The sequence below is a fragment of the Serratia inhibens genome, from assembly GCF_003591175.1.
In the GTDB taxonomy this organism is placed as follows: Bacteria; Pseudomonadota; Gammaproteobacteria; order Enterobacterales; family Enterobacteriaceae; genus Serratia; species Serratia inhibens.
Genome location: NZ_QYYG01000002.1, coordinates 765,945 through 784,049, shown reverse-complemented (window position 1 = coordinate 784,049; position 18,105 = coordinate 765,945). Strand labels below are relative to the sequence as shown.

The window sequence follows — 18,105 nt, the reverse complement described above, 5'->3', positions numbered from 1 at the left end:
AGCCCTGCCAATCAGGACTGCTGTGTTGATGAAGCAAGTAAAACATAAAGATCTTAAGAGCTTCTTAAGCGGGCGCATTGAAAACAAGAGTTACGGCTCCCATTTGATGGAGTAACGATAAAACAGGCAAGGAACCGACCTTGAAGCCGTATCCACACCGATTTTCCCCCGACGATTATGATCATCATGGCGTGCTGCGCCTGCCGCTGTGGTTTTGGGGCGTACTGATTTTGCAGGCCCGCACCTGGATCCTGTTTGTGATGGCCGGCGTCTCGCAGCAACAGGGGGGAGAACTGTTACCACTGTTTTACCCGGATACCCAAAGGTTCTGGTATGGCATCCTGTTGGGGGTGCCGGCTGCGCTGGCTTTTTTGATTGGCCCGCGTCGGCATTTGTGGCCACGGCTGTGGCGGGCCTGGCGTTGGGTGCTCAGCGCCTCGGTGCTGGCGGCGCTGGGCGGCTCCCTGCTCAGCCTGTGGCAGCAGGACAGCAATTTGCCGGCGCTGGATGGCGTTTTGGCGTTGCTCGATGCTTTGGCGCTGGCCTACCTGCTGTTGAACGCGCGGCTGAGGGCTTGCTTCACGCCACAAGAAGAGGCGGCTTAATTGCCGCGCGGTGCGGCACTTTTCTCATTTTCCGCACTCCAATCTCGCAACCGATGGCGTAGCGCGGGCAGTTGTGAGAGGCTGGCATGCAGCCTGACTGACCCATGCCTTTGATGTTAAGGAGCTATAAATGAATATTCGCCCACTGCTGTTAGGGCTCCCGCTGTTACTGACCGGCTGTTCGACGATGTCCAACTTCTCCTGGTCGAGCCTGTCGCCGTTTAACTGGTTCGGCAGCAGCCTTGAGGTCAGCGCCAAGGGCGTTGGCGATCTCAACGCCGGCACGCCGATGTCGGAAAGCGCGATCAACGACGGGCTGAACGGCGATTACCGTCTGCGCGGCGGCATGGCGACCGACAAGGGCCAGATCGTTTCTTACTACCAGGCAATGGACGGCAATGACGTGAAACTGGTGATCACCGGCGAGCCGAAGGGCCACGTGCAGCGTGTGGACGTGATGGACAACAAAGTGGCGACCGAGTGGGGCAACAAGCTTGGCACACCGTTCAGCGACATGTACGGCAAGGCATTTGGCGCTTGCAAACCAGCCGATGGCGACGATGCCGGCAAGGTAGAGTGCGTGGCGGAGCAGAGCAAATACGTCACCTACATCTTCAGCGGCAAGTGGGCCGGTCCGCAGGACATCATCCCGCCGGACGATACGCTGAAAAGCTGGACGGTCAGCAAGATCATCTGGCACGCCAAACCGCAGTAAGCCGCTTTCGGGCGCCCTGCTCGGGGCGCTCGTGATTAACCCTATTTTCTTTGCGTTCCGCTAAGGCAATCTGGCACGCATGCGTTATTATACCGCGCGTTTGTAACAGGAAATCCAAGTGTAAACAGCGGCCTGTTACCCTATTTTGCTATTGAGGATAACGACATGACACAGGTTCAGAGCGGCATTTTGCTGGAGCACTGCCGTTTCGCCATTTTTATGGAAGCTACCGTACAGGGCGAATTCGCTGATTTGCGTCAGGGCTGCAAGCAGTTTTGCCAGACACTTACCGAGCTGCAACAGCAGTTCCCGGATGCGCACCTGGGGGCGGTCATCGCCTTTGGTTACGACGTCTGGCACGATCTGTCCAGCGGCCAGGGGGCAAAAGAGCTGAAGCCGTTTACCCCACTGGGTAAAGGATTGGCGCCGGCCACCCAGCGCGATCTGTTGATCCATATCCAATCTCTGCGTCATGACGTTAACTTCTCGCTGGCGCAGGCGGCGCTGGCAGCGTTCGGCAACGCCATCAAGATTGAAGAGGAAACCCACGGCTTCCGTTGGGTGGAAGAGCGCGATCTGAGCGGCTTCATCGACGGTACCGAAAACCCGCAGGGCGACCAACGCCCGGAAGTGGCGGTGATTGCGGAAGGCGAAGAAGACGCCGGCGGCAGCTACGTGCTGGTGCAGCGTTACGAACACAATCTGCGTCAGTGGCAGCGCTTTACCACCGAGCAGCAAGAGCAGATTATCGGCCGCACCAAGCACGACAGCGAAGAGCTGCCGTCGGATCAGCGGCCAGAGACTTCGCACGTCAGCCGGGTTGATCTGAAAGAAGACGGCAAGGGCCTGAAAATTCTGCGCCAGAGCCTGCCTTACGGCACCGCCAGCGGTAAGCACGGGCTCTATTTTATCGCTTACTGCGCGCGTCTGCATAATATCGAAAAACAGCTGCTGAGCATGTTTGGCGAGCTGGACGGCAAACGCGATGCGATGTTGCGTTTTAGCCGTGCGGTGACCGGCAGTTATTACTTTGCTCCTTCGCTGACGCGTTTGCTGTCGCTTTGACGAGCTCACCGGGGTCGGCCATGTCGGCCCCGGCATTCCTTTCCCACCCCAGCGAAACCGCTCCGCTCCTGCCTTATAGCGTTTGATGCTTGAAAATCACTAAACGGTATATAAAAGCGTTACAGCTCCGCACCTAGTTATAAATACACTGGTCAACATCAGGGCGAAAGCCCGACGGATTGACTCAGTTAGCTAAGGTGCAGAATGAAACAAACCCGGGTTAAAAATATCGTGCTGAAAGGATGGTTGGCGGCGGCTCTGTTAGCCAGCGGCACCGTCTCGGCAACGGAATTGCTGAACAGCTCCTATGACGTTTCCCGTGAATTGTTTACCGCGCTGAACCCTGGTTTTGAACAGCAGTGGAACCAGCAGCACCCGGGCGACAAGCTGACCATCAAGCAGTCCCACGCCGGTTCTTCCAAGCAGGCGCTGGCGATCCTGCAGGGGTTGCGCGCCGACGTGGTGACTTACAACCAGGTGAGCGACGTACAGATCCTGCACGATCGCGGCCAACTGATCCCGGCAGACTGGCAGGCCCGTTTACCGAACAACAGTTCTCCGTTCTATTCCACCATGGCTTTCCTGGTGCGCAAGGACAACCCGAAGGGTATCCACAGCTGGAACGATCTGGTACGTGACGATGTGAAGCTGGTGTTCCCGAACCCGAAAACCTCCGGCAACGGCCGTTACACCTATTTGGCCGCCTGGGGCGCCGCCAGCCAGGCCGACGGCAACGATCAGGCCAAAACCCGCGCCTTCATGACCCGTTTCCTGAAAAACGTGCTGGTGTTTGACACCGGCGGTCGCGGCGCGACTACCACCTTTGTGGAACGTGGCCTGGGCGATGTGCTGATCAGCTTCGAGTCGGAAGTGAACAACATCCGCAAACAGTACGGTGAAGACAAATACCAGGTCATAGTGCCGCCGGTCGATATTCTGGCGGAGTTCCCGGTGGCCTGGGTGGACAAAAACGTTGAGAAAAACGGCACCGAACAGGCAGCCAAAGACTACCTCAATTATCTCTACAGCCCGGCGGCCCAACAGGTGATCACCAGCTTCTACTATCGCGTTTACGACAAAAAGGCGATGGCAGCGGCGAAGGGTCAGTTCCCGGACACCAAGCTGTTCCGGGTGGAAGATCAGTTTGGCGGTTGGCCGCAGGTGATGAAAACGCATTTCTCCACCGGCGGCGAGTTGGATCAACTGTTAGCGGCAGGGCATAAGTAATGTTGTCGTTGTCCAGCAAACGGGTTCTGCCCGGATTCGGCCTCAGCCTGGGGAGCAGCCTGTTTTACACCTGCCTGATTTTGTTGTTGCCGCTCAGTGCGCTGGTGATGCAATTGGCGCAGATGAGCCTGGCGCAATACTGGGAAGTGATTTCCAATCCGCAGGTGGTGGCGGCCTATAAGGTGACGCTGCTGTCGGCGGGCGTCGCCAGCCTGTTTAACGCGGTGTTCGGCATGCTGATGGCCTGGATCCTGACCCGCTACCGTTTTCCCGGCCGCACGTTGTTGGACGGCCTGATCGATCTGCCGTTCGCGTTGCCGACGGCGGTGGCCGGCCTGACGCTGGCGGGGCTGTTCTCCACCACCGGTTGGTATGGCCAATGGTTGGCGTATTTCGACATCAAGGTGACCTTCACCTGGCTTGGGATTGCGGTGGCGATGGCGTTTACCAGCCTGCCGTTCGTAGTGCGCACCGTGCAACCGGTGTTGGAAGAGTTAGGGCCGGAATATGAAGAAGCGGCCGAAACACTGGGCGCAACCCGCTGGCAGAGTTTCCGCCGCGTGGTGATCCCTGAGCTTGCACCGGCGCTGCTGGCCGGCACGGCGATTTCCTTTACCCGTAGCCTGGGGGAGTTTGGCGCGGTGATTTTTATCGCCGGCAATATCGCCTGGAAGACCGAAGTGACGTCGCTGATGATCTTCGTGCGCTTGCAGGAGTTCGACTATCCGGCGGCCAGCGCGATTGCTTCGGTGATTCTGGCGGCGTCGCTGCTGTTGCTGTTTAGCATTAACGTTCTGCAGAGCCGCTTCGGCCGACGCATCGGGGGGCACTGATGGCCGATATCTCTGAGTTCAACGGCGTCGAACGCCCGCGCGTCAACTGGGGAAAATGGACGCTGATCGGTATCGGCGTGCTGTTCTCGGTGCTGCTGCTGGTGGTGCCGATAATTTCGATTTTCGCCGAGGCCTTTTCCAAAGGCGTTGGCGCGATGTGGGGCAACTTGCTCGATCGCGACATGCTGCACGCCATCTGGCTGACGGTGCTGATCGCGTTGATTACCGTGCCGTTCAACCTGATTTTCGGCACGCTGCTGGCGTGGCTGGTGACGCGTTTCACCTTCCCGGGCCGCCAGCTGTTGCTGACCTTGGTCGACATTCCGTTCGCCGTTTCACCGGTGGTGGCGGGGCTGATTTATCTGCTGTTTTACGGCAGCAATGGCCTGCTGGGCGGTTGGCTGGATACGCATAATATCCAGGTGATGTTCTCCTGGCCGGGCATGGTGCTGGTGACCATTTTCGTGACCTGCCCGTTCGTGGTGCGTGAGCTGGTGCCGATGATGCTCAGCCAGGGCAGCCAGGAAGACGAGGCCGCCATTTTACTGGGTGCGTCCGGCTGGCAGATGTTCCGCCGCGTCACGTTGCCTAACATCCGCTGGGCGCTGTTGTACGGCGTGGTGCTGACCAACGCGCGCGCCATCGGCGAGTTCGGTGCGGTATCTGTAGTGTCCGGTTCTATTCGCGGCGAAACCTTCAGCCTGCCGCTGCAGGTGGAGTTGCTGCAACAGGATTACAACACCGTCGGCTCCTTTACCGCCGCCGGGTTGCTGACCCTGATGGCGATAATTACCTTATTCTTGAAGAGTGGCTTGCAATGGCGTCTGGAACGCCAAAATGCGCGCCTCGAGCGGGAGGAAAATCATGAGCATTGAGATTAGCGGCATCAACAAATTTTTCGGTCGTACCAAGGTATTGAACGATATCTCGCTCGATATTTCCTCCGGTGAGATGGTCGCGCTGCTGGGGCCGTCCGGCTCCGGTAAAACTACGCTGCTGCGTATTATCGCCGGGCTGGAAAGCCAGAGCGGCGGCAAGCTGGGCTTCCATGGCACCGACGTCAGCCATGTGCATGCACGCGATCGCCGCGTGGGCTTCGTGTTCCAGCATTACGCGCTGTTCCGCCATATGACGGTATTCGACAATATCGCCTTTGGCCTGAGCGTGCTGCCGCGCCGTGAGCGCCCGAACGCGGCGGCGATCAAACAGAAAGTGACCCAACTGCTGGAAATGGTGCAGCTTGGCCATTTGGCCAACCGTTACCCGTCACAGCTTTCCGGCGGCCAGAAGCAGCGTGTGGCGTTGGCGCGTGCGCTGGCGGTAGAGCCGCAAATTCTGCTGTTGGACGAACCTTTCGGTGCGCTGGACGCGCAGGTGCGCAAAGAGTTGCGCCGCTGGTTGCGCCAACTGCACGAAGAGCTGAAATTCACCAGCGTGTTCGTGACCCACGATCAGGAAGAGGCGATGGAAGTGGCCGATCGCATCGTGGTGATGAGCCAGGGCAATATTGAACAGGTTGGCTCACCGAACGAAATCATGCGTGAACCGGCCAGCCGTTTCGTGCTGGAGTTTATGGGTGAAGTGAACCGCCTGAGCGGCGAAATCCGCGGCTCGCAGCTGTTTGTCGGCGCGCATCAGTGGCCGCTGTCGTTCCAGCCGATGCATCAGGGCAGCGTCGATCTGTTCCTGCGTCCGTGGGAAATGGAAGTGGCCACCGAGAGCAGCGAGCGTTGCCCGCTGCCGGTACAGGTGCTGGAAGCCAGCCCGCGCGGCCATTTCTGGCAGTTGATCGTACAACCGATCGGCTGGCACCAGGAACCCATCAGCGTGGTGCTGCCGGAGGGCAACCAACCCCCGGTGCGCGGCGGCCGTTACTATGTCGGCAGCCTGAATGCGCGTCTGTACGCTGGCGATCAACTGCTGCAACCTGTTGCGTTAGCCAAAAGCGCCTGATAGTTTAGGCTGTTTCCCGTAATAGGTCGTGGCACCGTCGCAGACCTAAAAGCCCGTAATCAAGGCGGAGGGGGCAGGGCATAGAGGTACTACGTCCAAGCCCGACAACGCTGAGTACGGGCTTTTGGGGCGCGACCCGAAGGGCTGGGGCCATTTGAGCGCGCACCTGTGTTACGAACCGCTTATTTGGCCCACCAAACCTCACGGCTCGCGCCTTGCTGCGCGCTAAAATGACCGCCAGCGGTGCTCACGCACTATTGCGGGACACAGCCTTATGGCCAATATTATTTTAAAGGCAACCCCAGGGTTGCCTTTTTACATTACGCACTTCAACAGACAGGCAAAGATCGTGACAACGCTCGAACAATGCATCGGCAATACCCCGCTGGTAAAAGTACAACGTCTGGCCGCAGGACTGGGCAGCGAAGTCTGGCTCAAACTGGAAGGCAACAACCCTGCGGGGTCGGTAAAGGATCGCGCCGCGCTGGCGATGATCCAACAGGCGGAACTGCGCGGCGAAATAAAACCCGGCGACAAGCTGATCGAAGCCACCAGCGGCAACACCGGCATTGCGCTGGCCATGATCGCGGCGCTGAAGGGCTATTCCCTTAAGCTGCTGATGCCGGAAAATATGAGCCAGGAACGCCAGGCGGCGATGCGTGCCTATGGCGCCGAACTGATTCTGGTCAGTCGTGAACTGGGGATGGAAGGCGCGCGCGATCTGGCGCTGGAAATGCAGCGCGAAGGGCAGGGCAAAGTGCTGGATCAATTCAATAATCTGGATAATCCATACGCCCACTTTACCACCACCGGCCCGGAAATCTGGCAACAGACCCACCAGCGCATTACGCATTTCGTCTCCAGCATGGGCACCACCGGTACCATTACCGGCGTGGGCGGTTACCTCAAGAGCCAAAACCCGCAGGTGCAAATCATTGGCCTGCAGCCGGCGGAAGGCAGCAGCATTCCCGGCATCCGCCGTTGGTCACCGGCCTATCTGCCGGGTATATTCCGCCCGGAGCTGGTGGATCAGGTTCTGGATATCCAGCAAACCGACGCCGAGCAGACCATTCGCCAGTTGGCTCAGCGCGAAGGCATTTTCTGCGGCGTCAGCTCCGGCGGTGCGGTGGCCGGTGCGTTGCGCATTGCTGCGACGAACCCAGGCAGCGTGATTGTGGCGATTATCTGCGATCGCGGCGATCGTTATCTCTCCACCGGCGTTTTTGACTGAAGGTTATTCCCTTTCCAACGCATGTATCGGATCCATCCCGGCGGCGCGTTTCGCCGGGAAAAAGCCGAAAATCACCCCGATCAGCGTCGAACAGACAAACGCGGCGGCGATCGAGGCCCCGGAGTAGATCATGGCGAAGTTACTGCTGAATTGGCTGAACAGCACGCCGATCCCCAGTGACAGCAGCACCCCCAAAGCGCCGCCCAGCAGGCACACCAGCACCGCCTCGATTAAAAACTGCTGCATGATGTCCCCGGCGCGGGCGCCTACCGCCATGCGCACGCCGATTTCACGCGTGCGCTCGGTGACCGACACCAGCATGATATTCATCACCCCAATACCGCCCACCACCAGCGAGATCAGCGCGATCATCGACACCAACAGCGTCAGGGTAGCCGTGGTTTTCTCAATGGTTTGGCGGATGCTGTCGGTGTTCATGACGAAGAAATCCTTGGTGCCGTGGCGCTGGCTCAGCAAACGGGTGACGCCGTCCTCGGCGCTGCCGAGGTCGACATCGTCGTTGACCCGCACGGTGATGCTCTTCAGGTAACTTTGGCCCAGCATGCGTTTCATGACGGTGGTGTAGGGGATCCAGACGTTCAGGTTTTCATCGCTGCCGAAGCCGCTCTGTTTTTTGGCGGCGACGCCGATAATCCGGCACGGCAGCGAACCGAGCAGGATCACTTCGCCGAGCGGATTGGCCCCGTTGGGGAACAGTTTATTGCGGGTATTTTCGTCGATCACCGCTTCCTGCATCAGGTTGTCGACGCTATGGCGGTTAAATGCCATGCCGCTGTCGATGCTGTAACCGCGTACCAGAAAATATTGCTCGCCTACGCCATTGACCGTACCGCTGACCGATTGATTGCCATAGCGAAAGGTGGTGCTGCTGGACAGGGTCGGCGTCACGCTGTGGACGTATCCCTGTTGCGCCAACGCGTCGGCGTCGGTGGCGCGCAGCGTCTGGATCGCCGCAGAGCGCATATCGCCGAAATCCTTGCCCGGGTAGATTTCCAGCGTGCTGGTGCCCATGGCATTGATGTTCGCCAGCACCTGCTGCTGCGAACCTTTACCCAGCGCCACCACCGACACCACCGAAGCGATGCCGATGATAATGCCGAGCATGGTCAATAAGGTGCGCAGACGCTGTGACGCCATCGCCAGCAACGCCATTTTGAAGGCTTCGTAAAAGCGGTCGCGCTGCGATTGCCAACGGCTGCCGGCACTTTCCGGCACCTTCGGCAGCAGTGCGTTGGTCTGGGCGTTTTTTTGCCGATCGGCGACAACCTCGCCGTCGCGTAGCTCAATAATGCGCTGGGCATGTTCGGCGATCTGCATGTCATGGGTGACGATCACCACCGTATGACCGCGTGCATGCAGGTCTTTCAGAATGCTCAGGACTTCTTGCCCGCTGTGGCTGTCCAGCGCGCCGGTCGGTTCATCCGCCAGGATCACTTCACCGCCGTTCATCAACGCGCGTGCGATGCTGACGCGTTGCTGCTGGCCGCCGGAGAGCTGGCTGGGCCGGTAGTTCAGACGGTCCGCCAGCCCGAGCCGCTGCAAAAGATCGGCGGCACGCTGGCGGCGTACGGCGCGCTGACGCCCGGCGTAGACCGCCGGCACCTCGACGTTGTCTTGCGCGGTGAGTTCTGCCAGCAGGTGATAGCGCTGGAAGATAAAACCGAAATGTTCGCGACGCAGTTCGGCCAGGCTATCGCGATCCAACTGCCCGGTGCTGCGCCCGGCGACCTGATAATCCCCTTCGCTGGGGCGATCCAGGCAGCCGAGAATGTTCATCAGCGTCGATTTGCCGGAGCCGGAAGCGCCGACGATCGCCACCATTTCGCCCTGGCCGATAGTGAGATTGATATTGTTCAGCACCGTCACGCTCTGTTCGCCGGCCTGAAAACGGCGGCTGATGCCGCGCAGTTGCAAAAGAGGAGGTGGGTTCATCAATCACATCCCCATCGGCGGCGGGCCCATACGCCGCGTGCTGCTTTGCGTCGCCGCGTTGACCTGGCTGACAATCACTTTTTCGCCGGCCAACACGCCGCTGATGATCTGCGCATCGACATTGTTATTGATGCCGACCTTCACCGGGCGGCGGGCGATATTGCCTTGTTCGTCCACCACTTGTACCCAGTCGCCCTGCAGCGCGGTGGCGGGGATCACCACCGCACCTTTCGCCCTGGCCAGCACGATATACACCTGCGCGGTCATGGAGATGCGCAGCGCGCCGTCCGGGTTTGCCACGTCGAACAGGCCGTTATAGTAAATCGCGGTGCTGGTGGTGGAAGAACTGCTGGAACTGGCGCTGCTGGAGCTGGACGTGGTGGTCTCATCATTGATCGAGTCGGGTGCCGGTTCTATCGCCCGCAGCGTGGCGCGGTAGTGTTTGCCCGGATCGCCGAGAATGGTGAAATAGACCGGCATGCCGGTTTTCACCTTCACCACGTCGGCCTCGGAAATCTGCGCTTCGATGGTCATGGTGTCCAGACGGGCGACTTTGACCAGGGTCGGGGCGCTTTGCACCGCATTCACCGTCTGTCCTTCCTCTACCGGCAGCGCGACTATGGTGCCGTCGATCGGCGAGGTGATTTTGGTATAGCCGAGGTTGACCTGCGCGGTATTCACCGCGATCTGCGCTTGCACGATCTGCGCGTCCAGCGCGTTGATATCGGCGCGGGTGGCCTCCAGCGTGGCTTTGGCGCTGTCAAAATCCGCCTGCACGCCGACGCCACGCGCCACTATGGTCTGCTGGCGCTGATAGGCGAGCTGATTGTTGCGCAGCGCCGCCAGTTTGGAGGCGCGTTGCGCCTGTACGTTCTTCAATGCCGCTTCTGCGTCCCTCAGCGAGTTCTGCTGGGTTAAATCGTCTATCTCGGCCACCAGCTGCCCTTTATGCACTTTATCGCCCAGCGCCACGCGCAGGGCTTTTATCTGACCGGAGACCTGCGCGCCGACGCTGACCTGTTTTTGCGCTTCGATGGTGCCATCGGCCAGCACGGTTTGTTCCAGATCGCGCGTTTGCGCCACCGCGGTGATATAACGGGGCGTTTCGGCGGTGCCTTGCGCTCTGAAGTAGAGAAATAAGGCGATAGCAGCCACAATGACAGTGGGCAGCAGATAGCGTTTTGAGCGTTGAAACGATGGCATGACGAAGAGGTTCCCTGGCATAAAAGCGCGGCAAAAATCTATTTGCACTAATTTAGCGCGCCGCCGGCCGGGCTGCGGTTAAGTGGCGTTCAGGAATGTGTAAGGATTGAGTAAAACCGGCTGCGAAGCAGGCAAATAGGCGTAAAAATGACGAAAATCCGCGAAGGAGCAAGGCATGAAAATTTTATTGGTCGATGATGACCTGGAGCTTGGCACCATGCTGAGCGAATACCTGACCGGCGAAGGGTTTAACGCCACGCTGGTGCTGACCGGCAGAGCGGGGGTGGAAGGCGCGTTATCGGGCGAGTATACCGCGATGATCCTCGACATCATGTTGCCGGACATGAGCGGCATTGATGTGCTGCGCGACGTGCGTAAAAAAAGCCGTATGCCGATCATCATGCTGACGGCCAAAGGCGACAATATCGATCGGGTCATCGGCCTGGAAATGGGCGCCGACGACTACATGCCCAAACCCTGCTATCCGCGTGAACTGGTGGCGCGCCTGCGTGCGGTGTTGCGTCGTTTCGACGAGCGCCCGGACGAGGTGGACGACGAGATTGCCATCAGCTTCGGTGAACTGACGCTTAACCCGTCCACCCGCAGCAGCGAATGGCGCGGCAAGGCGTTTGATCTGACCGCTTCGGAGTTCAACCTGCTGGAACTGCTGTTGCGCGCGCCGGAGCGTGTGGTGTCCAAGGACGAGCTGTCGGAAAAAGGGTTGGGGCGCCCGCGTGAGGCCTATGACCGCAGCGTTGACGTTCATATCAGCAACATCCGCCAGAAGCTGGGCGCGCTGACCGACAACGTGCTCAGCATCGAAACGGTGCGCAGCATCGGCTACCGCATCAGGTAATGCCCATGCGCGGAAGACTATTCTGGAAAATCCTGCTGGGTTTCTGGCTCACGTTTATCATCATGACCCAGGCGCTGTGGGTCGCTTTTTCCCTGTACGGCGATCGCTATGAGCCACCGGAAAATGCCATGGCCCGGCGGCTGATCAATCTGCAGTTGGCAACAGCCGGCACTTTGCTGCGCAGCGGCGGTGTACCAGCCCTGGAAGCCATGATGAAAGATTGGTCGGCCGATGACCGTCGCTTTTTGTCGGTAACCCCGATGGCGCATCCGCCTGCGCCGGCTGAGGAGCCTTTCGAGGTTCGTCGCATGCCGGAAAATATCACGGCATGGGTGCAAACGGGGGACAGCAGCGGCTACCTGTTGAATTATGACGTGCGCACCCTGCGCGAACAGTACCGCCCTCACAAGCGTTCGCATTTCTTCAACATCCCCGCGCCGATGCTGTGGGTGGGCGGGTTGGGTGGGCTGTTGTTCAGCGCCGTGCTGGCGTGGAACCTGACCCGGCCAATGCGCAAATTGAGCGCCGGTTTTGATCGTGTAGCGCAAGGGGATTTGTCTGTGCGGCTGTTCCCGGCGATGCGCCGGCGGCACGATGAAATTTCTGAAGTAGCGCGCGATTTCGACACCATGGCCGAAAGGCTGGAACTGTTGGTCAGCGCTCGTGAGCAGTTACTGCACGATGTTTCGCACGAACTGCGCTCACCGCTTGCCCGACTGCAGTTGGCCATTGGGCTGGCGCGGCAGAATGACGGCAACGTCGAGAACTCATTGCAGCGCATAGAGCACGAAGCGGGGCGGCTGGATAAAATGATTGGCGAGTTGCTGGCGCTGTCGCGCGCCGAGAGCAACAACCTGCCGGACGAGGAGTATTTCGATCTTTACGGGCTGGTGGATGCGGTGGTCAACGACGCACGCTACGAAGCGCAGATCCCGGGGGTAGAGATCGTGTTGCAAGCCAGTTCTGACGTGGAGTACACCGTCAAAGGCAATGCCGAACTGATGCGGCGCGCCGTGGATAACATCGTGCGTAACGCATTGCGTTTCTCCAGCCACGGGCAGCGGGTGACGGTAGTGCTGACGCGTATCGACCAACTGTTCCAGATCGAGGTGAGCGATCAGGGGCCGGGAGTGGAAGAGTCAAAGCTCTCCAGCATTTTTGATCCGTTCGTTCGGGTGAAATCGGCAATGTCGGGCAAGGGTTACGGGCTGGGGCTGGCGATCACCCGCAAGGTGGTGCTGGCGCACGGCGGCCAGGTTGATGCGCGCAACGGCGAGCAAGAGGGGTTAATCATCACTCTGCGCATCCCTCGCTGGGGGTAAAGTCATGCGGATTTTGGGAGAATGTTGATTTGGAATTATACTTTGCTACGCTTGATTAGTGCGACATAAAACTTGGGAATATGACGATTCCTTGGTTTAAGTTAGCGTGATAATGATGTCGTTATGAATTTATCACAGCTTAGCGGAGACAACATGAACCCAACGATTTGGCCAGTAAAACAGCGCGAACAGCAGTGTTACCTTTCCGACTCGAGCATTTGGAATGAGTTTGTTTTTCGCGATGACGACATCATTATCGCTTCATCACCTAAAGCGGGCACGACGTTGACACAACAAATTGTGGCCCAGCTGGTGTTTAATGGTGATGAGAACGTGGCCATTGCCGATATTTCACCCTGGTTGGATTTTCGTCTTCCAGGTCGACAAATCCTGCTTGAGTTATATGCGCAACAGCAACATCGGAGGATCATAAAAACGCATCTTCCGGTCGATGCATTGGTGTATTCACCGAAGGCCAAATATATCTATGTCGCTCGTGACGGGCGCGATTGCGCCTGGAGTCGGCATAATGTGGAATTAAACCTTAGCGAACAATTTCGTCAAGGGCTTGATAATGCCGAAGGGCAGATCGCCAAAGCACCGCCAAAAGCGGCTGCGGATGTTAAACAATACTGGCAGCAGTGGTTAAACCGAGAGGGTGAGGCTTTTTTGCAGAACATCAAAAGTTGGTGGTCAATTCGCCATCTGCCTAATTTACTGCTGTTGCATTTTAACGATATTAAGCAAGATACGCCCGGTACCATCAGACGAATTGCCAGGTTTTTAGAGATCCCTATTCAAGACGCGCACTGGCATGACATTGTACTGCATTGCTCGTTTGACTGGATGAAACAGAATGGGGAAAAGGTTGCACCCATGAACGGGAGTTTGTGGCAGGGCGGCGGCAATACATTTTTCAACAAAGGTGTAAATAAGCGTTGGGCAGAGGTGCTGTCCGTGCAGGAATGCGCCGACTATGAGGCGAAAGCGAATCATGAGCTTGGTGAAGCCTGCGCGCATTGGCTGATCAATGGTGGTTGGCAAGCACGCGAGGAGTGATTTTTCGCGACAAGAATGACGTAAAAAAAACGGCGCCAGGGGCGCCGTTTGTCTTGCACATTCGCAATTACTTCTTGATGCGGATGATCGGGGTTTCACCAACGATAACGGTGCCGGACAGTTTGATCAGTTCTTTGATCTCGTCCATGTTGGAGATAACAACCGGAGTCAGGATAGACTTGGCTTTCTCTTCCAGCAGTGCCAGGTTGAACTCGATAACCACGTCGCCTTTCTTGACGCGCTGGCCTTCTTCAGCGATGCGTTTGAAGCCTTCGCCTTTCAGTTCAACGGTGTCGATACCGAAGTGGACAAACAGCTCGATGCCGCTGTCGGATTCGATAGAGAAAGCATGGTTGGTTTCGAAAATTTTACCGATAGTGCCGTCAACCGGGGCAACCATTTTGTTGCCTGTCGGTTTGATGGCAATACCGTCGCCAACGATTTTTTCAGCGAAAACTACGTCAGGTACATCTTCGATATTAACGATTTCGCCAGAAAGTGGAGCAACGATCTCGATAGTGCCCGTGTCTTTCTTGTCATCAGAAACCAGAGATTTCAGTTTATCGAACAAACCCATGATCTTCTCCTAAGCATTAAATTGGGCGGCGTTCCAGTGTCGTGGAAGTTTAGCAGAGCGTTTTTTCTTCGATGAATTTATTCACGCAATTCATCAGATCTTGCGCCGTTGGCTGTGCCAAGGCTTGCGCTGCCAACGCCTTCACATCTTCGAAATTCGTATTACGAATAATTTTCTTGATGCGCGGGATTGAAATCGCACTCATGCTGAACTCATCCAGCCCCATGCCCAATAACAACAGTGTAGCACGCTCATCGCCAGCCAGTTCGCCGCACATGCCGGTCCACTTGCCTTCCGCGTGAGATGCATCAATGACCTGTTTGATCAGGCCAAGCACTGATGGGGACATCGGGTTATAGAGATGAGAAATCAGCTCGTTGCCGCGATCTACCGCCAGAGTATACTGGGTTAGATCGTTTGTCCCAATACTAAAGAAGTCGACTTCTTTCGCCAGATGGTGAGCAATCACCGCCGCAGCCGGTGTTTCCACCATTACGCCTACTTCGATTGTTTCGTCAAACGCCTTGCCTTCTTCACGCAGCTGCGCTTTCAGCGTCTCGAGTTCGCCTTTCAGATCGCGCACTTCTTCGACGGAAATGATCATCGGGAACATGATGCGCAGTTTGCCGAACGCGGATGCGCGCAAAATGGCGCGCAGCTGTGCGTGCAGGATTTCTCTGCGGTCCATGGCGATGCGGATGGCGCGCCAGCCGAGGAACGGGTTCTCTTCTTTCGGCAGGTTCATATACGGCAGGTCTTTGTCGCCGCCGATGTCCATGGTACGGACGATCACGGCCTGTGCGCCGACGGCTTCAGCAACGGCTTTATAGGCCTGGAACTGTTCGTCTTCGGTTGGCAGCGAGTCGCGGTCCATGAACAGGAATTCTGTACGATACAGGCCGACACCTTCAGCGCCGTTGCGCTCTGCACCCGCGACGTCGCGCACGGTGCCGATGTTGGCGCAGACTTCAACCTGATGACCGTCCAGCGTAATGGCCGGCAGATCTTTCAGCTTGGCCAGATCGTTTTTCTCGGTAACGTACTGGTTCTGTGCGGCTTTCAGCTGATCGATAACGTCAGCAGTCGGGTTAACGTAAATTTTATTGTTAACCGCATCCAGAATCAGGTAATCGTCGTTCTTCACCTGTTTGGTCACGTCGCTGGTGCCTACGATTGCCGGCAGTTCCAGGGAGCGCGCCATGATAGAGGTGTGCGAGGTACGGCCGCCGAGATCGGTGATGAAACCCAACACTTTGTTCAGGTTCAACTGCGCGGTCTCAGACGGGGTCAAATCGGTAGCAACCAGGATCACTTCGTCCTGGATGGAGCTCAGATCGACGATAGCCAGGCCCAGAATGTTCTGCAGCAGGCGCTTACCGATGTCGCGTACGTCGGCCGCACGTTCTTTCAGGTATTCATCGTCCAGCTCTTCCAGCGCTTTCGCCTGGCCTTCGATGATGGTGTAGGCCGCCGCATCGGCAGAAGCCAGATCGTCTTTGATTAGGGCTATGATTTCCTGCTCAAGCTCTTCGTCTTCCAGCAGCATGATGTGGCCTTCGAAGATAGCTTCTTTTTCTTCGCCGAAGGTTTCGCCAGCTTTGGTCTTGATCGCTTCCAGCTGTTCGGACGCTTTGGCGCGGCCAGCCAGAAAACGCGAGACTTCCTGTTCTACATGGTCTGCAGAGATTTTCTTCCGGTTGATGACAATTTCATCTTCTTTCAGTAGGAGAGCCTTACCAAAAGCGATACCCGGTGATACTAAAATGCCTGAAATCATAACCCTACCTTACTCTTGACTGGTGTTAACTAAAAAGACGGGCCGATTACTCAAGCTCTGCCATCAGTTTTACCAAGTGCTCAACGGCTTTCTGGTCGTCTTCACCTTCAGCAGAGATGGTCACTACGGTCCCTTGAGTCAGCCCCAGAGTTTGCAGTTTGAACAGGCTCTTGGCGCTGGCGCTTTTACCGTTGGAAGTCACGGTAATGTCAGAGGTGAAGCCTTTGGCTTCTTTAACGAACTGAGCGGCAGGGCGAGTGTGCAGACCATTCGGAGCGGTGATAGTAACTTCTTGCTGGAACATTGATGTTTCCCCAACTTATTGGTGTGTTGTGGAGCTAAAGTTTAGCCCAAGGGTATGACTTTAGCTTGTCTGGTTAGCGCCTGACTATGGTACAGGGGCGAGCATTGATGCAACAGAAAACGACGGATTTGGCCCTTCAGATCAAAAAAATTTGGCTTCTGCCGTCGTTTCAATCAGCTCTCCATTATGCCGTGTTTAACGCAGCTGCGACAAACGAGTAAATCGATTCAGCTTAAACAAGGTATGGAGGGTGATTAATTTTGCGCATCGAAATAATGCACCGTTAAATACTAAAGCTGGCGGGTAAAATCAATCTTCAACTGCTATAAACTTTGATCCAGTCCACAAAAAAGCACCTCGGAAGGTGCTTTTTTAGCTATTTGTGCACAGGTGGCACTACTGTTGCAATTCTTGCTCGGTGAACAAATCGGCAAACAGCGCGGTGCTCAGATAGCGTTCGCCCGAGGAAGGCAGAATCACAACGATGGTTTTGTCGGCGAAGTCGGCTTCTTCTGCGATTTTCACCGCCGCCGCCACGGCCGCACCGGAGGAAATGCCCGCCAGAATGCCTTCTTCGTCCATCAGACGACGCGCCATGCTAATGGCTTCATCGTTGGTGATTTGTTCTACGCGGTCAACCAGATCGAGATCCAGGTTACCGGGGATAAAACCGGCACCGATGCCCTGAATCTTGTGCGGGCCCGGTTTGATTTCTTCACCGGCCAACGCCTGTGTGATCACCGGGGAATCGGTAGGTTCTACCGCTACGGTGGTAATCGCTTTGCCTTTGGTGTTTTTGATATAGCGGCTGACGCCGGTCAGGGTGCCACCGGTACCGACGCCGGAGATGAAAACGTCGACCTCGCCATCGGTGTCTTCCCAGATTTCCGGGCCGGTGGTTTGCTCATGAATGGCCGGGTTAGCCGGGTTGCTGAACTGCTGCAAAATGAGGTAACGCTCAGGATCGGTGGCGACGATTTCTTCCGCCTTGGCGATGGCGCCTTTCATGCCTTTTGCGCCTTCGGTCAGCACCAGATTGGCGCCCAGCGCCTTAAGCAGCTTGCGGCGTTCGATGCTCATGGTTTCCGGCATGGTCAGCGTCAGTTTGTAGCCGCGTGCTGCGGCGACGAAGGCCAGAGCGATGCCGGTGTTGCCGCTGGTCGGCTCCACCAGTTCTTTGCCGGCGACCAGGATGCCGCGTTTTTCCGCGTCCCAAATCATATTGGCACCGATGCGGCACTTAACGCTGAAGCTTGGGTTGCGTGATTCAACCTTGGCCAAAATGCGTCCGTTGCCGATACGGTTCAGACGAACCAGCGGCGTATGGCCGATCGTTAATGAGTTGTCTTCATATATCTTGCTCATAGCCCGTCCTTTAACTCTATGAAAATGTGGGGAACATCGAAAGCATACGCTAACAGTACC

Annotated in this window: 17 protein-coding genes; 11 read left to right on the top strand and 6 right to left on the bottom strand. The window is 57.0% G+C overall.

The annotated features are described in order from the left end of the window. The first annotated feature begins 140 nt into the window (after positions 1-140). The 8 genes from D4100_RS12700 to cysM all read left to right on the top strand — a co-directional run bounded on the left by D4100_RS12700 (position 141) and on the right by cysM (position 7,629). Entirely contained in the window at positions 141-605 is a 465-nt protein-coding gene (locus tag D4100_RS12700; RefSeq protein WP_119804492.1) for a DUF2919 domain-containing protein, read from the top strand. A gap of 130 nt (positions 606-735) precedes the next feature. Then, a complete protein-coding gene (locus D4100_RS12695; RefSeq protein WP_006317169.1) occupies positions 736-1,320 on the top strand; it encodes an RpoE-regulated lipoprotein in 585 nt (194 codons plus the stop codon). Between the two features lie 165 nt (positions 1,321-1,485). After that, on the top strand, positions 1,486-2,385 hold the full coding sequence (locus D4100_RS12690; protein WP_119804491.1) for a Dyp-type peroxidase: 900 nt from the start codon (positions 1,486-1,488) through the stop codon (positions 2,383-2,385). Positions 2,386-2,589: 204 nt separating this feature from the next. Beyond that, on the top strand, positions 2,590-3,612 hold the full coding sequence (locus tag D4100_RS12685) for a sulfate ABC transporter substrate-binding protein (RefSeq protein WP_119804490.1): 1,023 nt from the start codon (positions 2,590-2,592) through the stop codon (positions 3,610-3,612). Then, positions 3,612-4,445 (top strand): sulfate/thiosulfate ABC transporter permease CysT, encoded by an 834-nt coding sequence (gene cysT, locus D4100_RS12680; protein ID WP_006317173.1) that lies wholly within the window; start codon positions 3,612-3,614, stop codon positions 4,443-4,445. Before D4100_RS12685 ends, cysT begins: the two co-directional genes overlap by 1 nt. Beyond that, positions 4,445-5,320, top strand: a complete 876-nt coding sequence (gene cysW, locus D4100_RS12675; protein WP_119804489.1) for a sulfate/thiosulfate ABC transporter permease CysW — start codon at positions 4,445-4,447, stop codon at positions 5,318-5,320. Before cysT ends, cysW begins: the two co-directional genes overlap by 1 nt. After that, complete coding sequence (cysA, locus tag D4100_RS12670; RefSeq protein ID WP_006317175.1) at positions 5,310-6,398, top strand: sulfate/thiosulfate ABC transporter ATP-binding protein CysA; 1,089 nt, start codon at positions 5,310-5,312, stop codon at positions 6,396-6,398. The genes cysW and cysA overlap by 11 nt, the downstream gene beginning before the upstream one ends. A gap of 349 nt (positions 6,399-6,747) precedes the next feature. After that, on the top strand, positions 6,748-7,629 hold the full coding sequence (gene cysM / locus D4100_RS12665; protein WP_119804512.1) for a cysteine synthase CysM: 882 nt from the start codon (positions 6,748-6,750) through the stop codon (positions 7,627-7,629). A gap of 3 nt (positions 7,630-7,632) precedes the next feature. Here cysM and D4100_RS12660 read toward each other — a convergent pair whose 3' ends face one another. Continuing rightward, positions 7,633-9,582 (bottom strand): MacB family efflux pump subunit, encoded by a 1,950-nt coding sequence (locus D4100_RS12660; RefSeq protein WP_119804488.1) that lies wholly within the window; start codon positions 9,580-9,582, stop codon positions 7,633-7,635. A gap of 3 nt (positions 9,583-9,585) precedes the next feature. Beyond that, positions 9,586-10,785 (bottom strand): efflux RND transporter periplasmic adaptor subunit, encoded by a 1,200-nt coding sequence (locus D4100_RS12655; RefSeq protein ID WP_119804487.1) that lies wholly within the window; start codon positions 10,783-10,785, stop codon positions 9,586-9,588. A gap of 175 nt (positions 10,786-10,960) precedes the next feature. On the opposite strand from D4100_RS12655, the gene D4100_RS12650 reads away from it, so the two are divergent. The 3 genes from D4100_RS12650 (at position 10,961) to D4100_RS12640 (ending at position 14,022) form a co-directional block, all read left to right on the top strand. Then, positions 10,961-11,641 carry a response regulator transcription factor gene (locus tag D4100_RS12650; RefSeq protein ID WP_006317182.1) on the top strand — a complete coding sequence of 227 codons (681 nt, stop codon included), beginning with the start codon at positions 10,961-10,963 and terminating at the stop codon, positions 11,639-11,641. Positions 11,642-11,646: 5 nt separating this feature from the next. Beyond that, on the top strand, positions 11,647-12,963 hold the full coding sequence (locus D4100_RS12645) for an ATP-binding protein (protein WP_119804486.1): 1,317 nt from the start codon (positions 11,647-11,649) through the stop codon (positions 12,961-12,963). 153 nt (positions 12,964-13,116) lie between these two features. Next, the gene (locus tag D4100_RS12640) at positions 13,117-14,022 is read left to right on the top strand and encodes a sulfotransferase domain-containing protein (RefSeq protein WP_119804511.1); all 906 of its coding nucleotides are present in this window, start codon (positions 13,117-13,119) and stop codon (positions 14,020-14,022) included. 67 nt (positions 14,023-14,089) lie between these two features. On the opposite strand, the gene crr is transcribed toward D4100_RS12640, so the two are convergent. The 4 genes from crr to cysK all read right to left on the bottom strand — a co-directional run bounded on the left by crr (position 14,090) and on the right by cysK (position 18,045). Next, complete coding sequence (crr, locus tag D4100_RS12635; RefSeq protein ID WP_004947686.1) at positions 14,090-14,599, bottom strand: PTS glucose transporter subunit IIA; 510 nt, start codon at positions 14,597-14,599, stop codon at positions 14,090-14,092. Between the two features lie 49 nt (positions 14,600-14,648). Further along, positions 14,649-16,376, bottom strand: a complete 1,728-nt coding sequence (gene ptsI, locus D4100_RS12630; protein WP_065506467.1) for a phosphoenolpyruvate-protein phosphotransferase PtsI — start codon at positions 16,374-16,376, stop codon at positions 14,649-14,651. A 46-nt stretch (positions 16,377-16,422) separates the two neighbouring features. After that, positions 16,423-16,680: a phosphocarrier protein Hpr gene (gene ptsH / locus D4100_RS12625; RefSeq protein WP_004947679.1), complete on the bottom strand. Its 258-nt coding sequence runs from the start codon at positions 16,678-16,680 to the stop codon at positions 16,423-16,425. 396 nt (positions 16,681-17,076) lie between these two features. Then, positions 17,077-18,045 carry a cysteine synthase A gene (gene cysK, locus D4100_RS12620; protein WP_065506466.1) on the bottom strand — a complete coding sequence of 323 codons (969 nt, stop codon included), beginning with the start codon at positions 18,043-18,045 and terminating at the stop codon, positions 17,077-17,079. Positions 18,046-18,105: the final 60 nt, after the last annotated feature.

What these genes read in the sequence shown, in the direction of transcription:
- D4100_RS12695 (WP_006317169.1), top strand. Translation starts at nt 736, where the DNA reads ATGAATATTCGCCCACTGCTGTTAGGGCTCCCGCTGTTACTGACCGGC.
- D4100_RS12690 (WP_119804491.1), top strand. Translation starts at nt 1,486, where the DNA reads ATGACACAGGTTCAGAGCGGCATTTTGCTGGAGCACTGCCGTTTCGCC.
- D4100_RS12685 (WP_119804490.1), top strand. Translation starts at nt 2,590, where the DNA reads ATGAAACAAACCCGGGTTAAAAATATCGTGCTGAAAGGATGGTTGGCG.
- cysT (WP_006317173.1), top strand. Translation starts at nt 3,612, where the DNA reads ATGTTGTCGTTGTCCAGCAAACGGGTTCTGCCCGGATTCGGCCTCAGC.
- cysW (WP_119804489.1), top strand. Translation starts at nt 4,445, where the DNA reads ATGGCCGATATCTCTGAGTTCAACGGCGTCGAACGCCCGCGCGTCAAC.
- cysA (WP_006317175.1), top strand. Translation starts at nt 5,310, where the DNA reads ATGAGCATTGAGATTAGCGGCATCAACAAATTTTTCGGTCGTACCAAG.
- D4100_RS12660 (WP_119804488.1), bottom strand. Translation starts at nt 9,582, where the DNA reads ATGAACCCACCTCCTCTTTTGCAACTGCGCGGCATCAGCCGCCGTTTT.
- D4100_RS12655 (WP_119804487.1), bottom strand. Translation starts at nt 10,785, where the DNA reads ATGCCATCGTTTCAACGCTCAAAACGCTATCTGCTGCCCACTGTCATT.
- D4100_RS12650 (WP_006317182.1), top strand. Translation starts at nt 10,961, where the DNA reads ATGAAAATTTTATTGGTCGATGATGACCTGGAGCTTGGCACCATGCTG.
- D4100_RS12645 (WP_119804486.1), top strand. Translation starts at nt 11,647, where the DNA reads ATGCGCGGAAGACTATTCTGGAAAATCCTGCTGGGTTTCTGGCTCACG.
- D4100_RS12640 (WP_119804511.1), top strand. Translation starts at nt 13,117, where the DNA reads ATGAACCCAACGATTTGGCCAGTAAAACAGCGCGAACAGCAGTGTTAC.
- crr (WP_004947686.1), bottom strand. Translation starts at nt 14,599, where the DNA reads ATGGGTTTGTTCGATAAACTGAAATCTCTGGTTTCTGATGACAAGAAA.
- ptsI (WP_065506467.1), bottom strand. Translation starts at nt 16,376, where the DNA reads ATGATTTCAGGCATTTTAGTATCACCGGGTATCGCTTTTGGTAAGGCT.
- ptsH (WP_004947679.1), bottom strand. Translation starts at nt 16,680, where the DNA reads ATGTTCCAGCAAGAAGTTACTATCACCGCTCCGAATGGTCTGCACACT.
- cysK (WP_065506466.1), bottom strand. Translation starts at nt 18,045, where the DNA reads ATGAGCAAGATATATGAAGACAACTCATTAACGATCGGCCATACGCCG.